Raw genomic sequence first — 26,293 nt, forward strand, 5'->3', positions numbered from 1 at the left:
TGAAATAGGACAAATACCGTGTTGGCTGTCTACGAGTGTAATTGGTTGAATAACTGGTCTGCCTGTTCAAAATCCAACTCACCCTGCAGTACTTTCTGTATCAAGGCTTGCATGGGCTGCTTAGGCTTCGGCTCTGTAGAAGCCTGATTTGTATCTCCCGCCGACTTGTTCAATTCCTTTGCCAAAAATTTGGAGAATTCTTTAATGTTAGGATAATCGTACACTCTGGTTGCTGGAATAGCTGTTCCAAAGCGTTTATTCACAGCCTGCACCCACTCTACACCTATAATAGAGTCCAGCCCCATATCAATAAATTGATCGTCCCGGCCAATATCCTTTTCATTCATACTCAGGGATTTCGCAAGACTTTCTACCAGTTCCTTCTCCAATGCTTCTATCTGTACAGCCGTTGGCGCATATGTCGACCGCTTTGCCTCATCCCTGGCAGCGGGCGGCGACGAAGAAGGCTTGGCCTCAGGTTGCGGCGGGGCAGGCTTGGATTCTGCCAGCGCGGCTGACTTCTCCGGCTTATCTGCTACCATCTGGATGTTGGAAACGGAGCTTAGCAAAATGCCCTGCGGTTTTTCAGGTACTTTCGCCAAAGTCTGTCTCTGCACATTATCGTTGCTATGGTTAACTGCAGGAGGGCTGGAAACGAGTTCTTGTACCGACACATCGGCTACAGGAGATTCCGCCTCGACGTCCCGGGATTCGCCCCCACGCGCGAAGATCCAATAGCTCTCCTTGGCAAATGGATAAGTTGGCAGACTAATCCGACGAGGGCTGGTATTCTCATAAAGTCTAGTCCAATCGAAGAGCAGCCCCTTAACCCAAAGCTCCGCCAGCTTTGTATACTTACCCTTGCTTATCCAACTATCCACCATTTTTGCCATGTCTTCGTCCGCCTCAAGAACAGCTAGGATGTCTTTATTCTTCTTTGCCTGACCCCAATATAGCCCGTCAATATTCTCATCCCCCGCTAAAAAGCTCTCCAGCTTTCCTGTAAGTTCACGGGTAGACTTAACTATAACTGCTAACCGTTCTTCCATGGCTTCCCGTCCCACCTGCAGAGTAAATGCTATATCCTCCAGGCTGATTTGCGAGTATTCCGGCTCTTTGAGTTCAGCAAGCAACCTTTGCACCTGTTCTTCCAGTCGCTCTTTATTCCTCGCCGACAGCACGATCATTAAAGGATTTTGCAGTGAAATGGCAGCCTGTCTAGTCTCCTGCTCCTCAGGGATATATTCCTCAATAAGCACATGTGCGTTGGAGCCTCCGGCGCCAAAAGAGGAAATACCTGCGATTCTTGGGTATTCAACCGTCTTCCCATTCATTGTGACGACGGGTCTTTTCCACTCTCCCAGCTCCTGCTGAACTATAAAAGGACTATCGCTAAAATCGATATTCGGGTTTAGTGTTTTTGAATGCAGCGAAGGCACGATTTGTCCGTATTTGAGCTGAAGGAGCACCTTTGTAACTCCGGCAATCCCTGCCGCGCTCTCACAATGCCCAATATTTGATTTTGCCGATCCGATTGCGCAAAACTGCTTGTCCTCCGTGTATTCCTGGAACACTTTTTGCAATCCGGCGATTTCAATGGGGTCACCTAAGGATGTCCCAGTGCCATGCGCTTCGATGTAACTAATGGTTCTGGGGTTTATTCCTGCTTTCTTAAAGGCCCTTCCAATGACACTGGCCTGCGCATGGGGATTCGGAACTGAGAATCCGTTTGTCTTCCCTCCATGATTCACCGAGGTCCCCTTTACGACCCCATATATATGATCGCCATCTGCAATAGCTTTGGCCAGCGGTTTAAGTAGTACAGCTCCTACGCCTTCTCCCGGCACATATCCATCTCCGCCTTGTCCAAAGCTTTCGCACCGTCCTTTACTCGATACAAACCTGCCTTGCCCAAGCATCAGGTATTTGTTCGGATGAATGGATACATTGACGCCGCCAGCAATGGCAAGCTCACACTCGCCTTGTTGCAAGCTTTGGCAGGCCAGATGAATGGTCGTCAATGAAGAAGAGCACATGGTGTCCACAGCCATGCTCGGACCGTGGAAGTTACAGAAATAAGATACCCGGTTTGCAATGGAAGCCGGATTGCCAGGAACGGCAATCATTCTGCCCCTAGCTTGTTCCTGTGCTCCATAAAGTTGGTATTCTTCATACATGACCCCGACAAAAACACCTACATTCCTATCCTGCCCAAGGCCCCGCTCCAATCCAAGTGCTTCCCGGGTATAGCCTGCATCCTCTATCGTTTCATAGACGCATTTTAGGAATAGGCGCTCCTGAGGATCGATGATCTGTGCTTCTCTAGGTGAGATATTGAAAAACATGGGGTCAAACTGATCCACACCTTTAATAAAGCCTCCCCACTTGCTGTAAGTTTTTCCGGACTGGTCCCTGTCCTCGTCAAAGTGCATACTGTGATCCCAGCGATCTTTGGGGATTTCCGTAATGCAATCCTTCCCATCGCGCAGATTGTTCCAGAATTCCCGGATATTTTCTGCATCGGGATACATGCCCGACAAACCGATAATGGCAATTTCCTCCGATCCGCCTGCTCTTTCCGGTTGCGGTTGGAAACTTGCCTGAACTGGCATGAAACGCGATTGCTTCCGACTATCAGAAAGTGACCTTACCGGGTCGTTTTCCACCGACGAAGGCTTGAAATCTTTCGTAGCGTCCTCTGTCTCGATTCCAAGTAATTTAATCAGCTGCTTCTGGTGGACTTTGAGGAAATATTGGGTCAATTCCCGGATATTCTGGTATTCAAAAAATAAAGTTTTGGGCAGTGTTCCAAACGTTTTCTCCAACTCACGGGTTAGCTGTTTAATCATAATGGAATCAATGCCATATTTCTCCATAGGGGCATCGGTTTCAATCTGCCTTACCGGCAGCCTGATGGATGTAGCGAGCAATTGCTTTAAATAATTTGCCGCTTTTTCGGCAAGCAGGTCTTGTCCGATGACCGAACCCATCTCGCTTTCCCTTATCATAGAGGAGGCATCTCCAGCCTGATCCAGGGACGGTTGCTGCAGGAGCGTTTCTCTTAGCTGACTGGCATGCCCTTTCAACACCATGACTTGATTCTTTTCGGAAGCCAGGCTCTGATACAAAGCCCGAATTCCTGCACCAGTCTCCATTGCAAACATCCCCATCCCTTCCATGATCTTTTCTGTTTCCCCATCAATACGCATTCCGCCTTCTTTCCAGAGCGGCCAATTGACTGAAATCGTCCGCCCCTGGCGTTGTGCTCGCTCTACCAGCGTACTACGGTACTTGGCATAGGCGTCCATAAAGGCATTGGCAGCAGCATAGTCTGCCTGTCCTATATTCCCAAGGCTCCCTGCAACGGATGAAAAAAGGATGAAGAAGTCCAGCGGAATTTCCTTACAAGCCTGATCCAGATTCACCAATCCCGTAACCTTTGGCGCCAAAACGTTTTGCAATTCCTCCCGTGTTTTTTTAATAATGAAATTATCGCTAACCATTCCTGCGCTGTGCACAATTCCATCCAGCTTCCCAAACTCTTCCTGAATATCCCGAATCAAATCTTCAACCGCCCTTTTATCGGCGACATCGACTTGTCGGAATACTACTCTTGCACCTAAAGCCTCTATCTCCTCAATCCTTGCTTTGGTGTCACCACGAAGCGGGGAGCGTCCAACAAGAATTAAAGCAGTATCTCTGGCCTGTCGTGTAATTTCTTCGGCAAAAATCAAACCGAGACTTCCGGTTCCGCCGGTAATCAAATATACTCCCCTGTCTTTCCACGGAATGCTGATCGCTTCCCAGGAGGCTTTAATTTCCGTCCATACGGCAACATGCCGTCTACCCAATTGATAGCGGATATGTGGTTCTATAGAACCGCGACTGTTTTCTTGCAGGATATTTATCATACCTGCTGAATCCTGCTCCACATCCATTTCTATCAGCTGGCCAACCAGTACTGGATTCTCCAGCCATGCTGTTTTTAAGAGTCCGGAAAGTCCCGAGAATAACTGTTGGTGTTCCTGCACCGGAACGACAAGCTGAACCAATGTTTTGCCTTTGGATTGCGTTTTAAGAATATGTTGAATTGCCTCAAACACCTGTGTCGCATAAGTCCTAAACTGTGCATCAATGCTCTTCTCTTCGGATTGGAGAATGAGGCACTGCACCCCGTTCATTTGCGATTCAATAATTTCCCCGGAAATATACCCCGGTTCGCATAAAATTACCAGATGCTGTTGATAGTCAGGTGCTGTTCCTTCCAGAGCAATCGCTTGTTCTTCCCACACAGGCTCAAGCATCAAAGTCTCAGGTGCAGTCCATTCATCTGGGCCCCCTGTTCCTCCTTCAGCAACTCGTGATGAGAATCCCTTCATTCTCACACAAACATTCCCCTGCTCGTCACACAAATCGATATCTAACTTTTGCAGCGAGCCATTTTGCCTGCTGTCTTCACTATTACGGATCCAGGCCCACATCTCTGATGTACATTTGTTAAACACCACCAACTCTTCCAATGCAAATGGTAAAGCTGGCTTAATGGAAGCTTTGCGATCACCCGCACTCATAATCAAGCCTATCGTCGCCTGAAGAACGGAATCCATCAAACTGGGGTGCATCACAAAATGTTCCATCGTAGGGTAAACGGAAGAAGGCAAGGACAACTTGGCAAGCGCTTGACCCACCCCGATATATATTTTTTCAATTCCCTGGTGTCCCGGCCCATAGGACACCTGCATCGTCGCAAACGCCTCATAGCACTGACGGGATGAGAAGGAGCCCAGATTGCACTGCTCCAGCAAGGTTTTAATATCTATAGCGGGGATCTCTGCCACCGGAACAATTACTGCCCTGCCTTCACTATGCACCACCAGCTCCGTGTCCGTTGCTCCAGACTCGCTGTAAATTTCATAGGCGATCTCCCCGCCATCTTGAGGATAGAGCCCAATACTGACGTCCACCGACTTCTCCCCAACCACAACAGGCCGGATCCAATCCACATCTTTTAACCGGATGGACGTCCACTTGTCTTCTGGAGATCCTGCAACCTGCTCTACTGCCGCCCGCGCCATTTCAAGGTAGGCCACTCCAGGCAAGAGCTTCTGCCCCCTTATCACATGGTCAGACAGGAAAAATTCCTTCCCCGTAAAAATGGAGCTGAACTGCAGTCCATAAATATTGGACGTATTGCGCTGAAGTAGAGGATGAATGCCGACTGCTGTCTCCCTTTCCAGCACAACACCGCTTGCTCCCGTCCGTTTATTGATATCGGTTATGCAATATCGTTCTTTGGCAAAGGGATAGGTTGGCAGACTGATACGGTTTGGTTTAGCCTCTCCGTACAACAGGGCCCAGTCAATAAAGACTCCTTTTACCCAAAGGTCAGCGATTTTGCCATAGTTGCCTTCGCTAACTAACACATCAATCGCCGTGCCCGCACCCTCTCCGTCTTCACGAGCTCTATTTTCTTCTCTATGGCGTTTGGCGTGTCCCACGTATAAGCCGTGGATACCATCCCGGCCTTCCACAAATCCTTTTAATTTCTCTTCTAGCTCCCGGAGAGAGCCTGCAACGAAAGCCACACGTTCTTCCATCGCTTCGCGCCCCACCTGAAGGGTATACGCTATATCTACCAGACTGCTGTCTGTGAACGGATGCTCCCCGATTGCAGCTAGTAATAGCTGCGCTTGCTCCTGCAGTTGTCCTTCACTCTTGGCTGACAGCACCACAATAGCCGATTTTGGGGTGGTAAGGGTAATAGAATTCTGCTCCTGCTTTCCAGGAATATATTCTTCGATTACCAAATGGGCATTGGCACCCCCGAATCCAAAGGAGCTAACCCCTGCTCTCCGAGGAATATTTTCCCCTAGAGTATCCCGCTGTGGCTTCCACTCCTGCGCCTCCTGAACAATATAGAACGGACTGCCTTCAAGTTTTATATAAGGATTAATTGCCTCACAATGAAGGCTTTTGACCAGCTTTTTATGCTTTAACTGAAGCAGTACTTTTATGACGCCTGCGATTCCAGAAGCCAGTTCCAGATGTCCGATATTGGTCTTCACCGAGCCCAATCCGCAATGGGATTCTGTGATTCCGGGCCCCTCTGTGTTCTCATAAAGCTCTTTGAAAGCTGCTTTCAGCCCGTTAATTTCAATCGGATCGCCCAGCTCGGTGCCTGTCCCGTGGGCCTCAATGTAAGTTACTGTCCTCGGGTCGATTCCGGCCTTTGTGTATGCATTTACCAACACATCCGCCTGAGCCCTCGGATTAGGAGCTGTCAGGGAATTGGCCCGGCCTCCGTGATTGACGGCAGTACCCCGAATCACACCATAAATATGGTCTCCATCCTTCTCTGCATCCTTCAGCTTTTTCAGGAAAAGCATGCCGGCCCCTTCACCACGCACGTAGCCATTGGCCTTATTGGAGAAGGTTTTGCATCGACCGTCCTCACACAGCATCCCTGCTTTGTTAAAGCTGATATGGAGTTCAGGTGTGATAATCACATTAACACCACCCGTAATCGCCATCTCGCAGCTTCCATCCTCTATGGCCCTAACGGCCCGGTGAATGGCCACCAGTGAACTGGAGCAAGCCGTTTCGACAGGCTCGCTCGGACCATGAATATTAAGGAAATAGCTCATTCGATTGGGCCCAACAGACGGTGCCATACCGCTGGAGGAATACGCCTCGACACCCACATTTCCCTGATAGATCATACCGCTGTAGCCGCTGTTCGCGGTACCTACAAAGATTCCTGTGCGGGTTCCCGATAGACTCCCTGCCTGAATGCCTGCATCTTCAATCGCCTTCCAGATATAGGTCATCAACAGACGTTGCTGCGGGTCCATGAGTGCGGCTTCCCGCGGTGAAATTCCAAAGAATAGCGGGTCAAACTCATAGATCCCCTCAATAAACCCGCCCCACTTGATGTTTGTTTTATTGGCCTCCTGCTCAGGGTCACCGTAATACGTCTTCCAATCCCAGCGATCTTCAGGGATTTCAGTGATACAGTCCCTGCCTTCCTCAAGATTTTTCCAAAACTCATCCACATCCCGGGCCATGGGAAATACACCGCTCATTCCCACGATGGCAATGGGTTCAGGAGCAGCCTGAGTCAGCTGCGGGTTGGACAACACATTCCCGCCTGCAAACCGGAAACGCTGCCGTCTACCGCGGGTACTGTCTTCCCTATCATCCTCCACGGCCTGCACAGCAGGCTCAGTCCGGGCATGCACGGCAAACTGCTCGCCAAGCACGGCATCATATTCGTCCACCAAATACCTGGTGAAGTCATGAATCGTTGTGTATTCAAAAAATATGTCCGGCGTCAGCTCAAGCCGGTATAAGTGATTGATGTTGTTGGTAAATTGTGTGAGCAGGATGGAATCGAAGCCATACTCACTCATTTCTACATGTTCATCAATATCTTCAAGTTTGACTTTCAGCAATCTTGACACGGCCTGTATCATAGCGGCCTGCACCTTGTCCAGCAGATCTGGTACGACATTGCTTTCAGAGGAAGCTTCTGAAATTCCTGTCACCTTTTCAGGCTGCCTAGTCTCTGGAGTCGTGATTAACCCCATGGTTTTCTTCATTTTTGCGAGATTGCCTTCCATCACCATAACCTGATCAACGCCCGCGATCATGCCACGGTACAAGGCCTGAATGCCGGAAGAGGTTGACATACCGCTCATGCCTGTACGCTGCCTTACCAGCTTCTCCGTCTCCTCATCAATACGCATCCCACCCTCTTTCCATAGCGGCCAATTGATGGATAGCGTTTGACCCTGTCGCTGCTTAGATGCTATCAGAGTGTTCCGGTATCCGGCATAAGCATCCATAAACACATTAGCTGCAGAATAGTCTGCCTGTCCCTGATTACCTAATCCTCCGGCTACAGACGAAAATAGAATAAAGAAGTCAAGCGGCAAGTTCTTGCTCGCCTGATCCAGATTCACTGTCCCTAATACTTTGGGAGCGAGAACCTCCAGCATCTCCTCGCTATTTTTTTGGAGTATGCGGTTGTCGCGAATGACTCCTGCACTGTGAATGATGCCATTGATGTTTCCGAATTCCTCCTGAATTTCCTGGATTAAATCGGTCACCGCCTGCTCCTGAGTCACATCAACCTGTCTGTATATGATTCGTGCCCCTAATGCCTCCATTTTCTTTATCTCAGCCCGTTTGCCCTCATCCAGCGCGGAACGCCCCGTTAAAATCAAGACGGCTTTATGAACTTTATCCGTAATCTCTCTGGCAAAAATGAGCCCCAATCCACCGGCACCGCCGGTAATCAGGTACACTCCGCCCCCCTTCCACGGGTTACCCGCCGCTTCCTGAGAGATGTGAACTTCGTTCCAGCAGGAAACCCACCGTGTTCCTTTCTCGTAACGAATCTGGATATCCTCGAGGCTACGGCTGTTTTCTTTTAAAATGTCTATGATTGCTCCCCAGTCCTCATCCTGTCCCAGTTCTATTAACTGACCTACCAGTTTTGAATGCTCAAGCCGGGCCGTTTTTAAAAGACCGGAAAGTCCCGAGAAAAGCTGCTGCTCCTCCTGTCCGCTTATGGCAATCTGGATCAGCACCTTACCATTGGGTTTTTCCCTGAAAATGCTTTGAATCTCTTCAACCACCTGGACGGCGTAACGCTGGAACTGTTCCGCGATTCCGTTTCGGTCGGGTTGCAGTACAATGCATTGCACGCCGTCCATCCGAGCTTCAACTTGTTCACGGGAAATCCCGTACGGCTGGCAGAGTAACACGACATGGCGATCATATGCAGGCATTTCGACCTCTAGAGCAATCCCTTGCTCTTTCCATACGGGTTCAAGCATCAAGTTACTAGAATTAGACTGAACATCTGAGGAAATCGAGTCCCTATTCAGAATTCTTGATGAATATCCTTTTATCCTGACACAGATGGCTCCGGTTTCGTCGCTCAGGTCAATATCCAGCTTCTGTGCCTTTTCCTCAGCTATACCGTCTGCATTATAACGAATCAACGCCCACATGATGGAGCTGCAATTTTTTATAATTTCAACTTCTTGAATGGCGTAAGGCAGAGAAGGTTTGATCTCGCCAGACCCCAGCGTCAAGCCTATGGTTGCCTGCAAGGCCGAATCTATCATACTTGGATGCAGGACAAATTGGCTTTGATTGTCAGAAACGGAAGACGGCAAGCATAACTTAGCCAGCACTTGACCCTCTCCCGCATACACCATCTCAATCCCTTGATGTCCAGGGCCATAATCCATTCCCATATCCCTGAAAACTCTATACAATTGTGTGGGATCGAAGTTCCGACTGCATACATTCTGCAAGTCTTTAATATTCAGTGCTGGGACCTCCGCAGCTGATCTTCGTGCAGCACTGCCGTAGCTATATATCACAATCCCTGCATCAGCTTCTTCGCTCTCCCCATATATTTCATAGGAAATCTCTTGATGATCATCCAGGAAAAGTCCGATGTGTAACTGTAGTGGCCCATGCTCTACGATAATAGGCCGTGCCCAAACCACGTTTTTAAGGCAAATTCCGGTTGGCCCGCCCTCATCAGATCCTGTTGCCTGATCCACGGCTGCCCGGACCATTTCAAGGCAAGCAGCCCCGGATAAAACTTTACGTCCATTCACCACATGATCCTTCAAGAAAAACTCCTGGCCTGTAAAAGTCGAACTGAACCGCTGTTCCGAGAAATCGGAGGTGTTTTGATGCAGTAAAGGATGGAGCGAAGCAGCAGTGACAGAAGTCATGCCTTTGCCTGCCTTGCTGTCAAGCTCAGGCGCCCAACAGCGTTCTCTCGCAAAAGGATAGGTCGGTAGACTGATCCGGTAAGGTTTGATGTCCCCGTACAGCTTGTTCCAGTCAATAGTTAGCCCCTTTACCCACAACTCCGCTATTTTTTTTAGTTTTTTCTTCTTGATCCAGGTTTCAAGCAACGATTTGGCATCTTCATCCGCCTCAAACATCACAATCCCGTCTTTGCTCTTTTTCACCTGAGCCGTTAGGACGCCAGCAAGCGGATCATGATTCACAAATCCTTCGAGCGTTTTTAGCATTGCCTCTTTTGAATCTGCCACAAAAGCCAGCCGGTAATCCATCGGCTCGCGGCTCACTTGCAGCGTATATCCCATATCCGAGAGGTTAAGATTTTCCTGGGATGCAATAAAGCTCCTCATTCTTTCGGCATACGTTTTTAGTTGCTTTTCACCTTTGGCAGACAAAACGAAGAGAACGGGATTATGGATATCGGCGGCTGTTGGTGATGTCGCAGATGTTCCCGTCCCAGGACGATATTCTTCAATAATAAGATGGGCGTTCGTACCGCTAAATCCGAAAGAGCTCACAGCGGCGCGCCTTTTGCCCCCGCGGGAAGGTTCCCACGCGTTTAATTCTGTATTGACATAAAAAGGAGAATCATCAAAATCAAAATGCTCATTCGGGTTCTTGAAATTCAGTGTCGGTACTAGTTTTCTATGCTTCATGCATAGCAACACCTTTTGCACGCTTGCTATGCCCGCTGCTGCAGAAGTATGCCCGATATTGCTTTTTACCGAACCTATGGCACAGTAGTTCTTCTGATCGGTTTTTTCTTTAAAAGCGGTTGATAAAGCTTCCAATTCAATAGGGTCGCCCAGCTTGGTTCCTGTCCCATGCATTTCAACATAGCTAATGCTTTCAGGCTCAATCTGATATTTGTTGTATATTTCCCGCTCCAGCTCAATTTGGCTGTTAGTGCTTGGAGCGGTAATCCCGTTGGTTTTTCCATCTTGATTGATTCCGGACCCGATAATAACTCCGTATATATGATCCCGATCAGCTTCAGCATCCTTCAGCCGCTTCAGAACCAGCGCCCCTACTCCTTCCCCTGGAACAAAGCCGTTGGCGCTATTGTCAAACGTTTTACACCGGCCATCTGGCGACAACATTCCGGATGCAGACATGCCTACATACGATTCAGGAGTCAGATATAGCGACACTCCGCCAACCAACGCCATTTCTATCTCTCCGTTAGATAACGCCTGGCATGCCAGATGGGTTGCCACCAGCGATGAGGAGCATGCCGTATCTACGGATATGGCTGGACCTTTCAGATTGAGGAAATAAGAGATGCGAGCCGCTGCAATAGCGTTACTGTTTCCGGTAGTATTGGTGAACTGCGCTTGATGCTTGTACCGCAGCATACTATATTCATTATTTAAAATTCCAAGGTAAACCCCACATTTTTTATTTCCCAACTGTGAGCCACTATAGCCTGCATCCTCAATTGCCTTATATGCTTCCTGCATAAAGATGCGCTGCTGAGGATCCATCCCTTCCGCCTCGGTAGGAGAAATATTGAAAAATAACGGATCAAAATATTCCATATCCTCTAAAACACCCAGCCACTTGCAATTGATTTTCCCCTCTTGCGCTGGACGAGGATCATAATATTGGCTTACATCCCAACGGTCCTTCGGGATTTCAATAATGGAATTTTTGCCTAGAGTGAGATTATCCCAATATTGCTGCACATCTTCCGCACCAGGATATCTTCCCGAAATCCCGACAATTGCAATTACGTCTTTATTTTCCGAAGGCAAAGGCGATGAATCCTCTGCTACCTTTACCAGGTGGAATGACTCGGGCTCCTCCTTGGGCGATAGCCTTGGAGAGCATTGCATCATGTCAGGTCCCTTCGAATGGACTTCCGCAATAGGCTTGTCTGTGTCCGGGACTGTGTTCAAGGACTGTTGATTGGAGCTTCCTCCACGCTTATTGATTTCTTGTGCCAAAAATGTAGCGAATTGGCGAATGGTCGGATAGTCGTAGACCTTGGTCGCTGCTATGGATGTGCCAAATCGTTTATTTATGTTTCGAACCCACTCTACGCCTATAATGGAATCTAGTCCGGTATCTATAAAGTTTTTATCCGCCTCGATCTCGCTCCGTTCCATGTACAAAGCCTCTGCCAGGCTTACCGTCAGTTCTTCCTGCAACAGCTCTGCAGAGGCGCTGCACTCAGCCATGCTGGCCTGCGCCTGCTTTTCAAACGAAATCGGCATCAAATTCACCTGAATGGAAGCCTCTGCCGATTTCTCCGGCTCTAATGCAACGGATGACGGTGAATACTCTGCTGGAGAATGATCCGAAATAGACTGGGCAGAGAATGGCGCAATTGATTTGCTCAACAATTCCTTCTCTACAAATTTGCTAAAATCCCGGATGGTTGGATAATCGTAGACTTTTGTCGCTGTTATGGATGTATTGTAATGCTTATTAATGCTACGAACCCACTCTACGCCTATAATGGAATCCAATCCAAGATCAACAAAGTTTCTATCCGAATCGATATCGCTCCGATCTATATATAAAGCCTGCGCCAGGCTTGTTGTCAGCTCCTCCTGCAATATTTCCGCTGATATTATAGAAGGAATAGACGACAGCGCTTCCGTCTTCTTCTCATCCTCTAATGTGTGCGATGTCTCCTCCAGTGAAGTTAACATGATCGTTGTCCCCTCCTGGTTGGCAGACTTGCTTAGATGCGGCTGACGGTCCAACAAATTCGGTAAGGATATAGCGCTTGGTTTTTCAGAACTATTTAAAAAAACGGATTGCATTAGGGCTGTTGGCTGCATCGCATGAGTCTGGACGGGAATTGCCTTTTCCTGAGCTTCCGTAACGGCTCTTTCTACAGAAGAGACTCTTTCTACAGAGGGACTCATAATATCCGTGATCCAGTACCGCTCCCTCGCAAAAGGATAGGCCGGCAGGCTGATTCGCCGCGGCTTGGCATCCCCATAAAGCAGGTTCCAATCCATCGACAATCCCTTGACCCAGAGATCAACAACCTTCGAATATTTCCTTTTCCCTATCCAGGCAGCGATCGTTTTGTCCATGTCTTCATCTTCTACCAGCGCCGTCAGCGCCTCCTTATTCCGTTTGACCTGACCCCGGCACAACTCAGGGATACTGTCCCGTCCTTCCAGGAATCCTTCCAGTTTGTCCACCAGCTCCTGCATAGACCCTGCTATCACTGCCAGGCGCTCTTCCATGGCTTCGCGTCCCACCTGCAGCGTGTAGGCCACATCGGCCAGACTGCTTTCGCTGAGCTGTCCTTCCCGCATAACGGCTAGCAATCTCTCGGCCTGCTTTTTCAGTCGTTCTTCATTTTTGGCTGACAATACGATGATCGCAGGCTTTTGAGCCGTAACGCTCATGGGCACCTTCTCTTCCGCAATGTACTCTTCGATGATGACATGTGCATTGGAGCCTCCCGCTCCAAACGATGAAATCCCGGCAATCCTCGGATATTCCCGCGTCTCTCCATCAATCTCAACCACCGGCCGTCTCCATTCCCCCAGCTCCTGCTGGACGATGAACGGCGTCTGACCAAAATGGATGTTCGGATTCAATTCTTGGGCATGCAGGCTGGGAACCAGCGTCCGGTTTTTCATCTGCAAGATGATTTTCCCCACCCCGGCGATGCCCGCTGCCGCCTCCAGATGTCCGATGTTGGACTTCACAGAGCCTATGGCGCAGAATCCCGTATCCGGCGTATCCTTCCTGAATGCCTGGGTCAGACCCGTCACTTCAATCGGGTCTCCCAGCTCCGTGCCTGTTCCGTGGGCTTCCATATAGCTAACCGTCCGCGCATGTACCCCCGCTCGCTCCAGTGCCGCCCGAATCAGCTCCCCTTGGGCTGTCGGGTTCGGCACCGTATAGCCGTTGGTCTTACCTCCATGGTTAATGCTTGTCCCCCGAATCACCGCATGGATAAGGTCCCCATCAGCGATCGCCTTGGACAGCGGCTTTAATAGGACGACTCCCGCGCCTTCTCCAGGGACAAACCCATTGCCTCCTTCGCCGAAGCTCTTGCACTGCCCGTCTGCTGACAGCATGTGGTTGGCGCAAAGTCCGACATAGCTGAGCGGATGGAGATACAGATTTACTCCGCCTGCAATAGCCATTTCGCATTCTCCGCGGTACAGATGCTCACAGGCTTCATGAATCGCGGTCAACGAGGACGAACACATCGTATCGATCGGCATGCTTGGCCCTTGCAAATTAAAGAGATATGAAATCCTGTTGGCCACTGAACTAAAGGATGTGTGAGGGTATATTTGCGTTCCTTTTCTCCATAAATCAAGTCCGTATAGATCGAAACCCGTTTTGGTAATCCCAGCAAATACGCCTACCCGGCGGTTATGCCGCACCGCAAGCTGTTCTCGGGTGTAACCCGCGTCCTCCAGTGCTTCCCAACAGGCTTCAATGAACAGCCTTTCCTGCGGGTCCATACCGAGTGCTTCCCGTGGCGCAATATTGAAAAAGCGCGGATCGAAATCCGCAAATCCTTCGATAAAGCCACCCCACTTGCTGTAGCTTTTTCCATTCGCCACCGCTTCCTGTGAATCAGGATGGAAGAACCCTTCCAGCGTCCAACGCTCACTTGGGATTTCGGTGACACAGTCCTTCCCTGCTTTTAGATTTTCCCAATATTCGTTCATGTCCCTGGACCAGGGATACTTTCCAGCCATCCCAATGATCGCTATCGGTTCATGCATTTCCGCAGGGGCAGACCCGGCCAAGCTTCGGACAGGCTTCGCTTCCTCCTTTGCCGCAGCCGGCACGGCTTTTTCCTCGGCGCACAACGGTGCCGCAAGTATTTCCTCTACAGGCTGCATGTCATGGCTTATTCCGGTCCACTGCATGCACTCCTGCGGGTATTCCGCCACAAAATATTCCGTCAAGGCGTGCAAGGTCTGGTACTCATAAAACAACGTCTGGGACAGCTCCCCAAAGAAGCCCGTCAGCTTGGCATTAAGCTGGGTAATCATGATCGAGTCGATTCCATACCTCTCCAGCGGCTCATGGGCTTCGATGCTGCTGACGCTCAGCCGAGTCACCTCTCCCAAAAGCACCTTGAGTCGATATAAGGTTTTATCGTAGAGCTGGCCTGCATCCAGCTTAGGGGTTGCCTGATTAGAAACAGCTACTTGGATGGCACGGACACCGGGCTGTGAAACGGCTTTCGCCAGGTAAGTCTCAATTTTCTCAGGCTCCCCTTCCATGACCATCACCTGCTCCTTGCCGGAGGCCAAGCTTTGATACAACGCCCTCATTCCCGACTGAGTCTGCATGGTTGTAATACCCATGTTTTGCGTCATGATCTGTTCCGTGTCCGCATCGATCCGCATTCCGCCCTCTTTCCATAGCGGCCAGCGGATGGATAACGTCTGCCCCCGCCGTTGCTTGGCCCCTACCAGGGCATTCCGGTATTCGGCGTATGCGTCCATAAAGGCATTGGCCGTCGAATAGTCAGCCTGTCCAGGATTGCCCAGGCTGCCCGATATGGAAGAAAAGAGCACAAAGAAGTCTAGGTTCTGGCCGCTGCTTGTCTCATCCAGATGGACCAGTCCGCTCACCTTCGGTCCCAGCACCTCCAAAAATTCTTCACTAGTTTTTTTAATGATGAAATTATCTTGAATCACCCCTGCACAGTGGATGATCCCATGGACACGTCCAAATTCCTGCTGAATGCTGTCCAATAAACCGATAATGGTGTTTCTATGGGTGATATCCGCTTGCCTGTACACCACGCTGGCGCCTGAAGACTCCAGCTCCTGCAGCTTCGTCTGCTTGTCTCGGTCCAGCGGCGACCGCCCCGTCAAAATGAAGGTCGCTGCTTGCGTCTGCCGGGCAATCTCTTCTGCAACCAGCAGTCCCAGACTGCCGGAGCCGCCGGTGATCAGATAGACCCCACCGTCTCTCCATGGAAGCCCCTCTTCTTGCCCAGATGTTTCAAGCCTGCTCCAGCAAGCGATTGTCCGTTGTCCGTTCTCATAGCGAATCCAGCCATCCATCGGGCTACGGCTGTTAACCTCCAGCTTCGCCAGGATGCCTTCCGCCTGTTCTCCCTGATCCACTTCAATCAGCTGCCCGATGAATTTCGGGTTTTCCAGCCGGGCTGTCTTCAACAGTCCTGAAAGTCCCGAAAAGAGCCGTCCTTCCCCGGCGTTCCGCACCACAATTTGGACCAGCACCCTCCCCTCAGGCTTGTCTTTGAGTATGCTTTGGATGCTCTCAAAGGCCTGAATAGCATAGGCCTGGAACCGTTCATCAATCCGGCTCTTCCCGGATCGAAAGGCAAGCACCTGCACAGCTCCGTTCAAACTCGCTTCGAGTCGCTCGTGCAAAGCTTCGTCTGGCTCACAAAGCAAGACCATTCGCCGATCATAGGCAGGGACTTCGGCTTCCAGCGGTACATCCTGCTTTTTCCATGTAGGCTCAAATAGCAGTGTACGGCTACTCGTAACGGCAGGCGCTTCCACAGCTCTGGCGACCGTAAATTTTGGTTCACGCTCTGCCGCTCTGCCGCCTGTAATTTCGTCCTCACTCCTAGGCGCCCAATACTGCTCTTTTGCAAAAGGATAAGTTGGCAACGGAATCCTAGAGTACTGTTCATTTGAAAACAAGCACTCAAAGTCTAACGAATATCCCTGAACATACAGATCTGCAATCGTAGTCAAAAGCTCCAAATACTCGCGGGTATCGCTTGCGTTTTGACAATTGTAAATACATTCATCCCCGTATCTTTTCAAAGATGTTTGTATGCGTTGATCCTTTTCGTGCAGTTCAGAATGATAAACTTGAGAAGCACTGCCCTTTTCCAGCCACTTTTTAAGGGACATGACAAGCTCGCCTTGATTACGGGCAACACATGCAAGCCGATGATTACAGTGCTTTCTCCCAAGCAATAATGTATAGCTCATATTACCGCAATCCGCCTTAGGCTCCTGTTCACAATAAGCGAGCAGTTGCTCTACCTGCTGGCGTAATTGTTTTGAAGTCCGTGCCGACAACGGAATGAAATAACCTGGCTTTTCGGAATGTCTCCGTTCCGTCTGTGGAGCCTCTTCTATGACCATATGAGCATTCGTACCGCTGGCACCAAAGGAGCTGACCGCTGCACAGCGTCTGACTCCAGGCTCAACTTCCCAGTCCTGCAGATACGTATTGACATAAAAAGGACTATCCGCAAACTGAATGTTTGAATTGCCCGACCGGAAATGAAGTGTAGGAGGAATTTGCTTATTCTTTAATGACAATAACAGTTTGATCATTCCCGTAATTCCTGCCGCAATTTGCGTATGGCCAATATTCGTCTTAATGGACCCTATGGCGCAATATTCCTTCTTGTCGGTATACTTTCTAAAAGTTCGAGTCAGTGCCTGATATTCAATGGGATCTCCCAATTTGGTGCCAGTTCCATGTGCTTCCACCATCTGGATTTGCTCTGGGTGGATATGAAATGTATCGTATACATTTTGCTCGAGTCGCTCCTGAGATTTCTGACTTGGGGCAGTAAGTCCATTCGTGGTGCCGTCCTGGTTGATCGCTGAGCCTAAAATCACTCCATAGATGTGGTCTCCATCAGCAACAGCTTCATGAAGTCGCTTGAGCACAATCGCGCCAAGCGCTTCTCCCGGAACCATTCCATCTGCCCTATCATCAAAGGTATAGCAGCGTCCCGATCGAGACAGCATCCCTGCCCTGTCACCATATAAATAGCAGCGAGGGGTCGTATGAATATAGACACCACCAGCTAAAGCCATATCCGTTTCTCCGGTCCATAAGCTTTGGCAGGCCAGATGAACTGCAACTAACGAACTGGAACAAGCTGTATCTACAGCTATTGCTGGTCCGTGAAGATTCAAGTAGTAGGAGATTCTAGCGGGTATCACGGAACCCATATGACCCCAAAGCGCTTGTGGAGGCAGGTCTTCACCCAGCAATTGTTGGTAATCTCCCTCTGCACAGCCCACATACACTCCACAACGGCGACCCTCCATCCCTGTCCCCGCATATCCAGCATCTTCCAGAGCATGCCACGCTTCCTCCAGGAACAATCGCTGCTGCGGATCCATATAGGTCGCTTCCAATCCTGAGATATTGAAAAAAAGTGGATCAAACTTATCAATATCCCCCAAAAAACTGCCGTGATTGCAGTAGCTTGCATGTTTTTTCTGGTATTTCGAAAGATCCCACCGGGTTACCTCTTCCACTAAATCGTCACCGTTCTTAAGGTGATTCCAAAGCTCATGTACATTATCTGATCCAGCAAACCGCCCGCTCATTCCAATAATCGCAATGGGCTCCCTTGGTGTTAAAGCTTTCTCTTTATCCTTCTTATTGGGTCTGTCCTGCTCAAAGGATATACTTGCCGTTTCAACGGGATGAAGAATATGATCCGTGTCTTTAGGTTTTTGGATGTCGCGACTTGCATCTTCCATGTTGTCTATTGGATTAGCGCTCTGGTCCAAGACTTGTGAAACTTTATCTCCATATTGGCTTAAAATGTATAGCGTCAGTTGTTTTACCGAACTGTAATCGAAGATGTCGGTAGTTTGCAAATGAATCCCCAGCCCCTGATTGACAGCCTGCACAAAGTTGACGCCAAGAATGGAGTCCAGCCCATAATCTGCGAATGACTCATGAATATCAATCATAGTAAAGTCCACATTCAAAGCCTCTACCAGCTTCCCTACGATAAGCTCCTTGACATACTCTTCAGCCATCTCGCTTGTTACATCAATATCTGATCGAATTCCTTCGTCACGCTGTTTCATTTGAGATTTGTCGTGTTCAGGCTCCTGTTTGTTCAGAATCATACCATCGCTTTCCGCCACAATAATTTGTTGACCTATATCATGCGCTTCCTGAGCAGGGAAGAAAACGGACCGGAAACCCTCCATTTCCAATACCTTTTGCCAACTTTCGGGATATAACCCGGGAGAGCCTGGAATGCGCAGCTCCGGGTCATTATAAAGCCACCATCCCTCTAAAAGGCCAAAGGATAGATGGTTTAACAGAGAGTTACCGCTGATTTCATTTATTAGAATCAGACCGTTTTCTCGCAGCGCCGCTTTGACATTGCGTAACGTTTGGCGAATGTTCCGTGTGGCGTGCAATACATTGGTGGCAATCACAATATCATATCCACCTGCATCGATATCTTGTCCCTGAGCCGACTCTTCCACATTAAAAATCTGATAAGTCAGGTAAGGGTTTTGTGGACCGTACTCTTTTTGTGCATGTAATAAAAATGCTCTGGATTTGTCGGTATAGCAATATTCTTGAATATGCTTCCGATAAGGTTCGAGCTTCTGGAAGACCAAAGCGCTAGTACCTCCAGTGCCTGCACCAATTTCAATGATTCGAATCGGTACCGACGGGTTATGCTTGATCCGCTCATTTAGATAGGAAACTACGATATCTCCCAACACTTCATTAAAGTAATCTGCTGCAGGACTGTTCTTATATATACCTTCTACCAGATTCATGGAGGAATTAGGAAAAATGATATCGGTGGCTGGTATCTTCCCGGTTAAAATTTCCGGCAGCTTGCGCAAGGTCGATCCTACCAAAAATACCCAGGCTGAGAGGTCCGGATTTTTCAGCCATGCCCCTTTCTTCCATTCCCACTCCTTCCATACAGCCTGCAGATCGACCGAAGCAGTACCCGCTACGCTATATGACTCTCCATTGCAGTACAAATACTGATTCCGTACCAAAATCTCTATGCTTTCTTCAAGCCAACGATCGTATAAATTCAGTAAGCCGTTTTTTGTTTTAAAATCCGCGATCATAGCTTTCTTTTCCATTTGCGCATATGGACATAATCCCATCAAGCGCAAATGACTCCATAACAGCCTGCATAAGATATCATTCATTTCCTTCATCTGTAAGCCTCCATTCCCGTTCAGTCCCTCGTGTCGCTCCATCCTGTTGCGAGTATGCTTTGCTGTCGACTGTAGTCGAGGACATTGTCTCGTATGCAGCCGCTAGATAAGAAAGATCCGGCATCTTCTTTATTTTTACACTGGCAGAAATATGACTCTGGATGTTTTGGATATACGAAGGAATAGCTTCGAGATTTGAAGCATCGATGTCTTCCTTATTCATTTCCGAAACATTTGCCGTTTTGGCAAGTGCCTTTTGGGCAATGAACGAATCTGTTGGCTTTACAGCATCTGCAGATTCAATGGAAGCCGATTTAGTTTTAATATCCGTGATCCAGTACCGCTCTCTCGCAAAAGGATAGGCCGGCAGGCTGATTCGCCGCGGCTTGGCATCCCCATAAAGCAGGTTCCAATCCATTGCCAGTCCCTTGACCCAGAGATCAACAACCTTCGAATATTTCCTTTTCCCTATCCAGGCAGCAATCATTTTCTCCATGTCTTCATCTTCTACCAGCGCCGTCAGCGCCTCCTTATTCCGTTTGACCTGGCCCCGGTACAACTCAGGGATTCCATCTCGTCCTTCCAGGAATCCTTCCAGCTTATCCACCAGCTCCTGCATGGACCCTGCAATCACTGCCAACCGTTCTTCCATGGCTTCGCGTCCCACCTGCAGCGTGTAGGCCACATCGGCCAGACTGCTTTCGCTGAGCTGTCCTTCCCGCATAACGGCTAGTAATCTCTCAGCCTGCTTTTTCAGTCGTTCTTCATTTTTGGCCGACAATACGATGATCGCAGGCTTTTGAACCGTAACGCTCATGGGCACCTTCTCTTCCGCAATGTACTCTTCGATGATGACATGTGCATTGGAGCCTCCCGCTCCAAACGATGAAATCCCGGCAATCCTCGGATATTCCCGCGTCTCTCCATCGATCTCAACCACCGGCCGTCTCCATTCCCCCAGCTCCTGCTGAACGACGAACGGCGTCTGACCGAAATGGATGTTCGGATTCAATTCTTGGGCATGCAGGCTGGGAACCAGCGTCCGGTTTTTCATCTGCAAGATGATTTTCCCCACCCCGGCGATGCCCGCTGCCGCCTCCAGATGTCCGATGTTGGACTTCACAGAGCCTATGGCGCAGAATCCCGTATCCGGCGTATCCTTCCTGAATGCCTGGGTCAGACCCGTCACTTCAATCGGGTCTCCCAGCTCCGTGCCTGTCCCGTGGGCTTCAATATAGCTGACCGTCCGCGCATGGACCCCCGCTCGCTCCAGGGCCGCCCGGATCAGTTCTCCTTGGGCTGTCGGGTTCGGCACCGTATAGCCGTTGGTCTTGCCTCCATGGTTAATGCTTGTCCCCCGGATCACCGCATGGATGAGGTCCCCATCAGCGATCGCCTTGGACAGCGGCTTTAATAGGACGACCCCCGCGCCTTCTCCAGGGACAAACCCATTGCCTCCTTTGCCGAAGCTCTTGCACTGCCCGTCTGCTGACAGCATGTGGTTGGCGCAAAGTCCCACATAACTGAGCGGATGGAGATACAGATTTACTCCGCCTGCAATAGCCATTTCGCATTCTCCGCGGTACAGATGCTCACAGGCTTCATGAATTGCGGTCAACGAGGACGAACACATCGTATCGATCGGCATGCTTGGCCCTTGCAAATTAAAGAGGTACGAAATCCTATTCGCTACCGAACTAAAGGATATTTGGGGAAATATTTGCGCTCCCTTTTTCCATAATTCCGGCCCATAGAGTTCGTAGCCCGTCTTAGTAATTCCGGCAAATACGCCTACCCGGCGGTTATGCCGCACCGCAAGCTGTTCCCGGGTGTAGCCCGCGTCCTCCAGTGCTTCCCAGCAGGCTTCAATGAACAGCCTTTCCTGCGGGTCCATACCGAGTGCTTCCCGTGGCGAAATATTGAAAAACAGCGGATCGAATTCTGCAAATCCTTCGATAAAGCTTCCCCATTTGCTGTAGCTTTTTGCATTCGCTACCGCTTCCTGTGGATCAGGATGGAAGAACCCTTCCAGCGTCCAGCGCTCACGCGGGATTTCGGTCACACAGTCCTTCCCTGCTTCTAGATTTTCCCAATATTCGTTCATGTCCCTGGACCAGGGATACTTTCCAGCCATTCCAATGATCGCTATCGGTTCACGCATTTCCGCAGGAGCAGACCCCGCCAAGCTTCGGACGGGCTTCGCTGCCGCCTTTGCCGCAGATGGCACGGCTTCTTCTTCGACATACAGCGGTGCCGCAACTGTTTCCTCCGCAGGCTGTATGTCATGGCTCATCCCGGCCCACTGCATACACTCCTGCGGGTATTCTGCCACAAAATATTCCGTCAAAGCACGCAAGGTTTGGTACTCATAAAACAGCGTCTGGGACAGTTCTCCAAAGAAGCCCGCCAGCTTGGAATTGAGCTGGGTAATCATGATCGAGTCGATTCCATAGGTTTCCAGCGGTTCATTGGTTTCAATGCTGCCGACGCTCAGCCGGGTCACCTCTCCAAACAGCACCTTGAGACTATGCAAGGTTTTGTCATAGAGCAAGCCTGCATCCAGCACAGGTACGCTTGCTTGATTAGATACTGCCTGAATGGCACGGACACCGGCTTGTGAAACGGCTTTCGCCAGGTAGGCCTCAATATTCTCAGGTTCCCCCTCCAAGACCATTACCTGCTCCTTGCCGGAGGCCAAGCTTTGGTACAACGCCCTCATTCCCGACCGAGTCTGCATGGCTGTAATGCCCATGTTTTGCGTCATGATCTGTTCCGAATCCGCATCGATCCGCATTCCGCCCTCTTTCCATAGCGGCCAGCGGATGGATAACGTCTGCCCCCGCCGTTGCTTGGCCCCTACCAGGGCATTCCGGTATTCGGCGTATGCGTCCATAAAGGCATTGGCGGTCGCATAATCAGCCTGTCCCGGATTACCCAGGCTGCCCGATATGGAAGAAAAGAGCACGAAGAAGTCCAGGTCCTGACCGCTGCTCGCCTCATCCAGATGGGCTAGTCCGCTTACCTTCGGTCCCAGCACCTCTATAAATTCTTCCCTTGTTTTCTTGATGATGAAGTTATCTTGAATCACCCCTGCACAGTGGATAATCCCATGGACACGTCCATATTCCTGCTCGATGCTGTCCAGTAAATCGATAACCGTCTTCCTGTCGGTGATATCGCCTTGCCTGTACACCACGCTGGCCCCTGAAGCTTCCAGCTCCTGCAGCTTCGTCTGCTTGTCTCGGTCCAGCGGCGACCGCCCCGTCAAAATGAAGGTCGCTGCTTGCGTCTGCCGCGTAATCTCTTCTGCAACCAGTAGCCCCAGACTGCCGGAGCCGCCGGTGATCAGATAGACTCCACTATCTCTCCATGGAAGCTCCTCTTTTTGCCCAGATGTTACAAGCCTGCTCCAGCAAGAGGTTTTCCGGTGACCTTCCTCATAGCGAATCCAGCCATCCATCGGGCTTCGACTGTTGTCCTCCAGCTTCGCCAGGATGCCTTCCGCCTGTTCTCCCTGATCCACTTCAATCAGCTGCCCGATGAATTTTGGATTTTCTAGCCGGGCTGTCTTCAACAGCCCCGAAAGCCCCGAAAAGAGCCGCCCTTCCCCAGAGTTCCGCACCACAATCTGGACCAGTACTCTTCCCTTCGGCTTGTCTTTGAGCATACTTTGGATGCTCTCAAAGGCCTGAACAGCATAACCCTGGAACCGCTCATCGACCCGGCCTTTTCCGGATTGAAAGGCAAGTACCTGCGCAGCTCCATTCAAGCTCGCTTCGAGTTTCTCGTGCAAAGCTTCTTCCGGCTCACAAAGCAAGACCATTCGCAGATCATAGGCAGGGGTTTCGACTTCCAGCGGTATGTCCTGCTTCTTCCAGGCAGGCTCAAATAGCAGTGTACAGCTACTTGTAACGGCAGGCGCTTCCGCTGTTCCGGTTCTAACTACTCCGGCCTCAACCTCAGGAGCCCAACAGCGCTCCTGAGCAAAAGGATACGTAGGTAGACTTATTCTTTTCGGTATGACATTGGAATATAGCAATCGCCAATCTATATAGAAGCCTTTGGCCCACAACTCTGCCAGCTTGTTCATTTCACGATTTGCAATCCATTTGCTCATTAATTCCTTGAAAACTTCTTCCTGTTCAAATAGTTGCACTGAATCTTTTGACTGATTGTTTTCTCCCCTCCAGCAGCTCTCGATAGGTTCTTGTTTATTCGTGAACGATTGGAGCTTTTGTACCAGCTCGCTCGTATTCTTTACGATAAAAGCTACCCGGTTTTTCATTGCCATTCGTCCTGTCTGAAGCGTAAAGGATACATCCGACAAATTAATATCTTCAGAAGCTATCAAAAAATCTGAAAGCTCTTGTGCATACACTTTAAGCCGATGATGATTTCTTGCAGATAACGGAATCAGATAGACAGCATCTTCGTTCACAGAATGATCTTTAAATCGTTCTGATTCAGCATTGACTACAAATTGTTCGAAAATGGCATGAGCGTTAGTTCCGCCTATTCCAAAGGAGCTTAACGCCGCCCGGTGAGGATCTGACGCCTTTTCCCATTTTTGGAGACGATCAACAACATAAAAGGGTGAATCGGGCAAATGGATATCAGAGTTTGGTTTTTCGTAATTAAGCGAAGGGGGAATCTCATTATGGTATAAGCTTAAAGCAACTTTAATGCACCCCGCCAAACCTGCTGCAGTATCCAGATGCCCGATATTGGTTTTGACCGATCCAATACCGCAAAATTGTTTTTTGGTCGTATACTGCCTGTACGTTTCATTTAAGGCAGCAAATTCAACAGGATCGCCCAATTTTGTTCCGGTTCCATGCGTCTCGATATAACTGATAGATTCGGGATGAATTCGGGTTGATTCTATCGTCTTCTGAATAACTTCAGCCTGACCTTTGACACTTGGGGCATAAAACCCTAATTTGTCGGTTCCATCGTTGTTCACACCTACTCCCCGTAAAAGCGCATAAATATGGTCACCGTCTCTAACGGCATCTGGCGCTTTCTTCAGTAGAACAACCCCGACCCCTTCTCCGCCAATCATCCCATCTGCCGACTCGTCAAAGGCTTTAATATGTCCATCACTGGAGAAATTCAAGCCGGGTTGATGCACATAGCCTAAACTGGTGAAAGGAAAGATCGTGGATGCTCCGACTAAAGCGTACTTGGCTTCACCGGATAGCAGGCTTTGCGAAGCCAGACGCAATCCGACTAATGAGGAAGAGCAGTTCGAGTGCACAAACAGACTCGGGCCTTTAAATCCTAATTTATGAGAGATCATGGTAGGAATTGTCCCACCCTGTGCTAAGATCCAGGTTACATATTCATCCGCGTTCTTCAGGACATTAGGTGATTGCGATGCCAAATTGGGAATAAATGCTTGATAGAAGCTACTGCTTGCCGACATAAACACACTGGTATCAGGAATTTCTTTGCTAATATAGCCAGCATCCTCAACGGCTTTCCATGAATGCTGCAACAGCAATTTCATTTGAGGATCCATAAACTCTGCATTTTTCTGTGATATACTGAAAAACTCAGGGTCGAAATACTCTTTTCCTTCAATCGTGCATCGTCCGGGAACATAGCCTCGATTGCCGACGATTTCTTTTTCCAGCCCTAATCCAACCAATTCTTCCTCGGAAAAGAAGCGAACACTCTCTACCCCTGCCCTCAAATTGCTCCAAAACTCGGCATGGTTTTTGGCCCCTGGAAAATGACATGAAATCCCTATAATTGCGAGACTATCCTCAAAATAATCTGGGTAGGGTGGCTTGAGATCATCTTCGCCTGAATCCATTTTCGGTAAGGCTGTATTCTCAGCTGTATCTGTTTGTTCCGGTGTATGTGATTGTTCCGTTTGAGAATCAACATTCTCGCTTCTTGTTTCTGTAATATAGGCACTGAGTTCCTTAACTGTCGGATACTTGAACAATGCTGTCACCGAAATATCGCATTCCAACAATTCCTTGACCCTTCCGATCATCTCTGCTGCTGAAAAAGAATTCCCACCTACGTCAAAGAAAGCATCATCTGTACTTAGATCATCAACATTCAGAAGTTTTTTCCATACCGTTAGAACTTGATGTTCAACATCCGATTGTGGTAAGTGGATCTTTCTTGTTGTTGCTAACTCGATCCTGCGATTCATTAATTCTTTTCGATCTATTTTCCCATTAGGGGTCAAAGGCAGCTTATCTAGCTCTATAAAAAATGCGGGTATCATATAATAGGGCAAGAAAGTTTTTAAATAGTTTCGCACTTCCTTCGGATCGAGAGGAGGCTTACCGGACTCGGAATTGTTCAGCAAACAGTAGGCAACAAGCTGCTTATTCCCCCCCTGTTCCTTGGCAATCACGACACAATCATCGATTCCTGGATATGTTCTGACCTGACCTTCAACTTCACTCAGCTCGATCCGAAACCCGCGAATTTTCACTTGATAATCCATCCGTCCCACATACTCAATAGAGCCGTCCGAAAGCCACCTGCATAAATCTCCAGTTCTGTAGAGCTTGGTTTCCGGATTGAATGGGTTGTCTATGAAC

General features: G+C 49.3%; 2 protein-coding genes (1 of these 2 cut by a window edge). Both read right to left on the reverse strand.

Features of this window, described 5'->3' with window-relative positions:
• Window positions 1–29 precede the first annotated feature (29 nt).
• A complete protein-coding gene (locus NLX78_RS07435; protein WP_254350116.1) occupies window positions 30–19,727 on the reverse strand; it encodes an SDR family NAD(P)-dependent oxidoreductase in 19,698 nt (6,565 codons plus the stop codon).
• Window positions 19,711–26,293, reverse strand: partial view of a hybrid non-ribosomal peptide synthetase/type I polyketide synthase gene (locus NLX78_RS07440; protein WP_254350020.1) — the 3' portion only. The gene runs 4,559 nt beyond the window's last position; only the last 6,583 of its 11,142 coding nucleotides appear in the window; its start codon lies beyond the right edge, outside the window; its stop codon occupies window positions 19,711–19,713. The genes NLX78_RS07435 and NLX78_RS07440 overlap by 17 nt, the downstream gene beginning before the upstream one ends.

Origin of the sequence: Paenibacillus sp. Lou8.1 (genome assembly GCF_024213565.1) — a bacterium.
Lineage (GTDB): Bacteria > Bacillota > Bacilli > Paenibacillales > Paenibacillaceae > Paenibacillus > Paenibacillus polymyxa_B.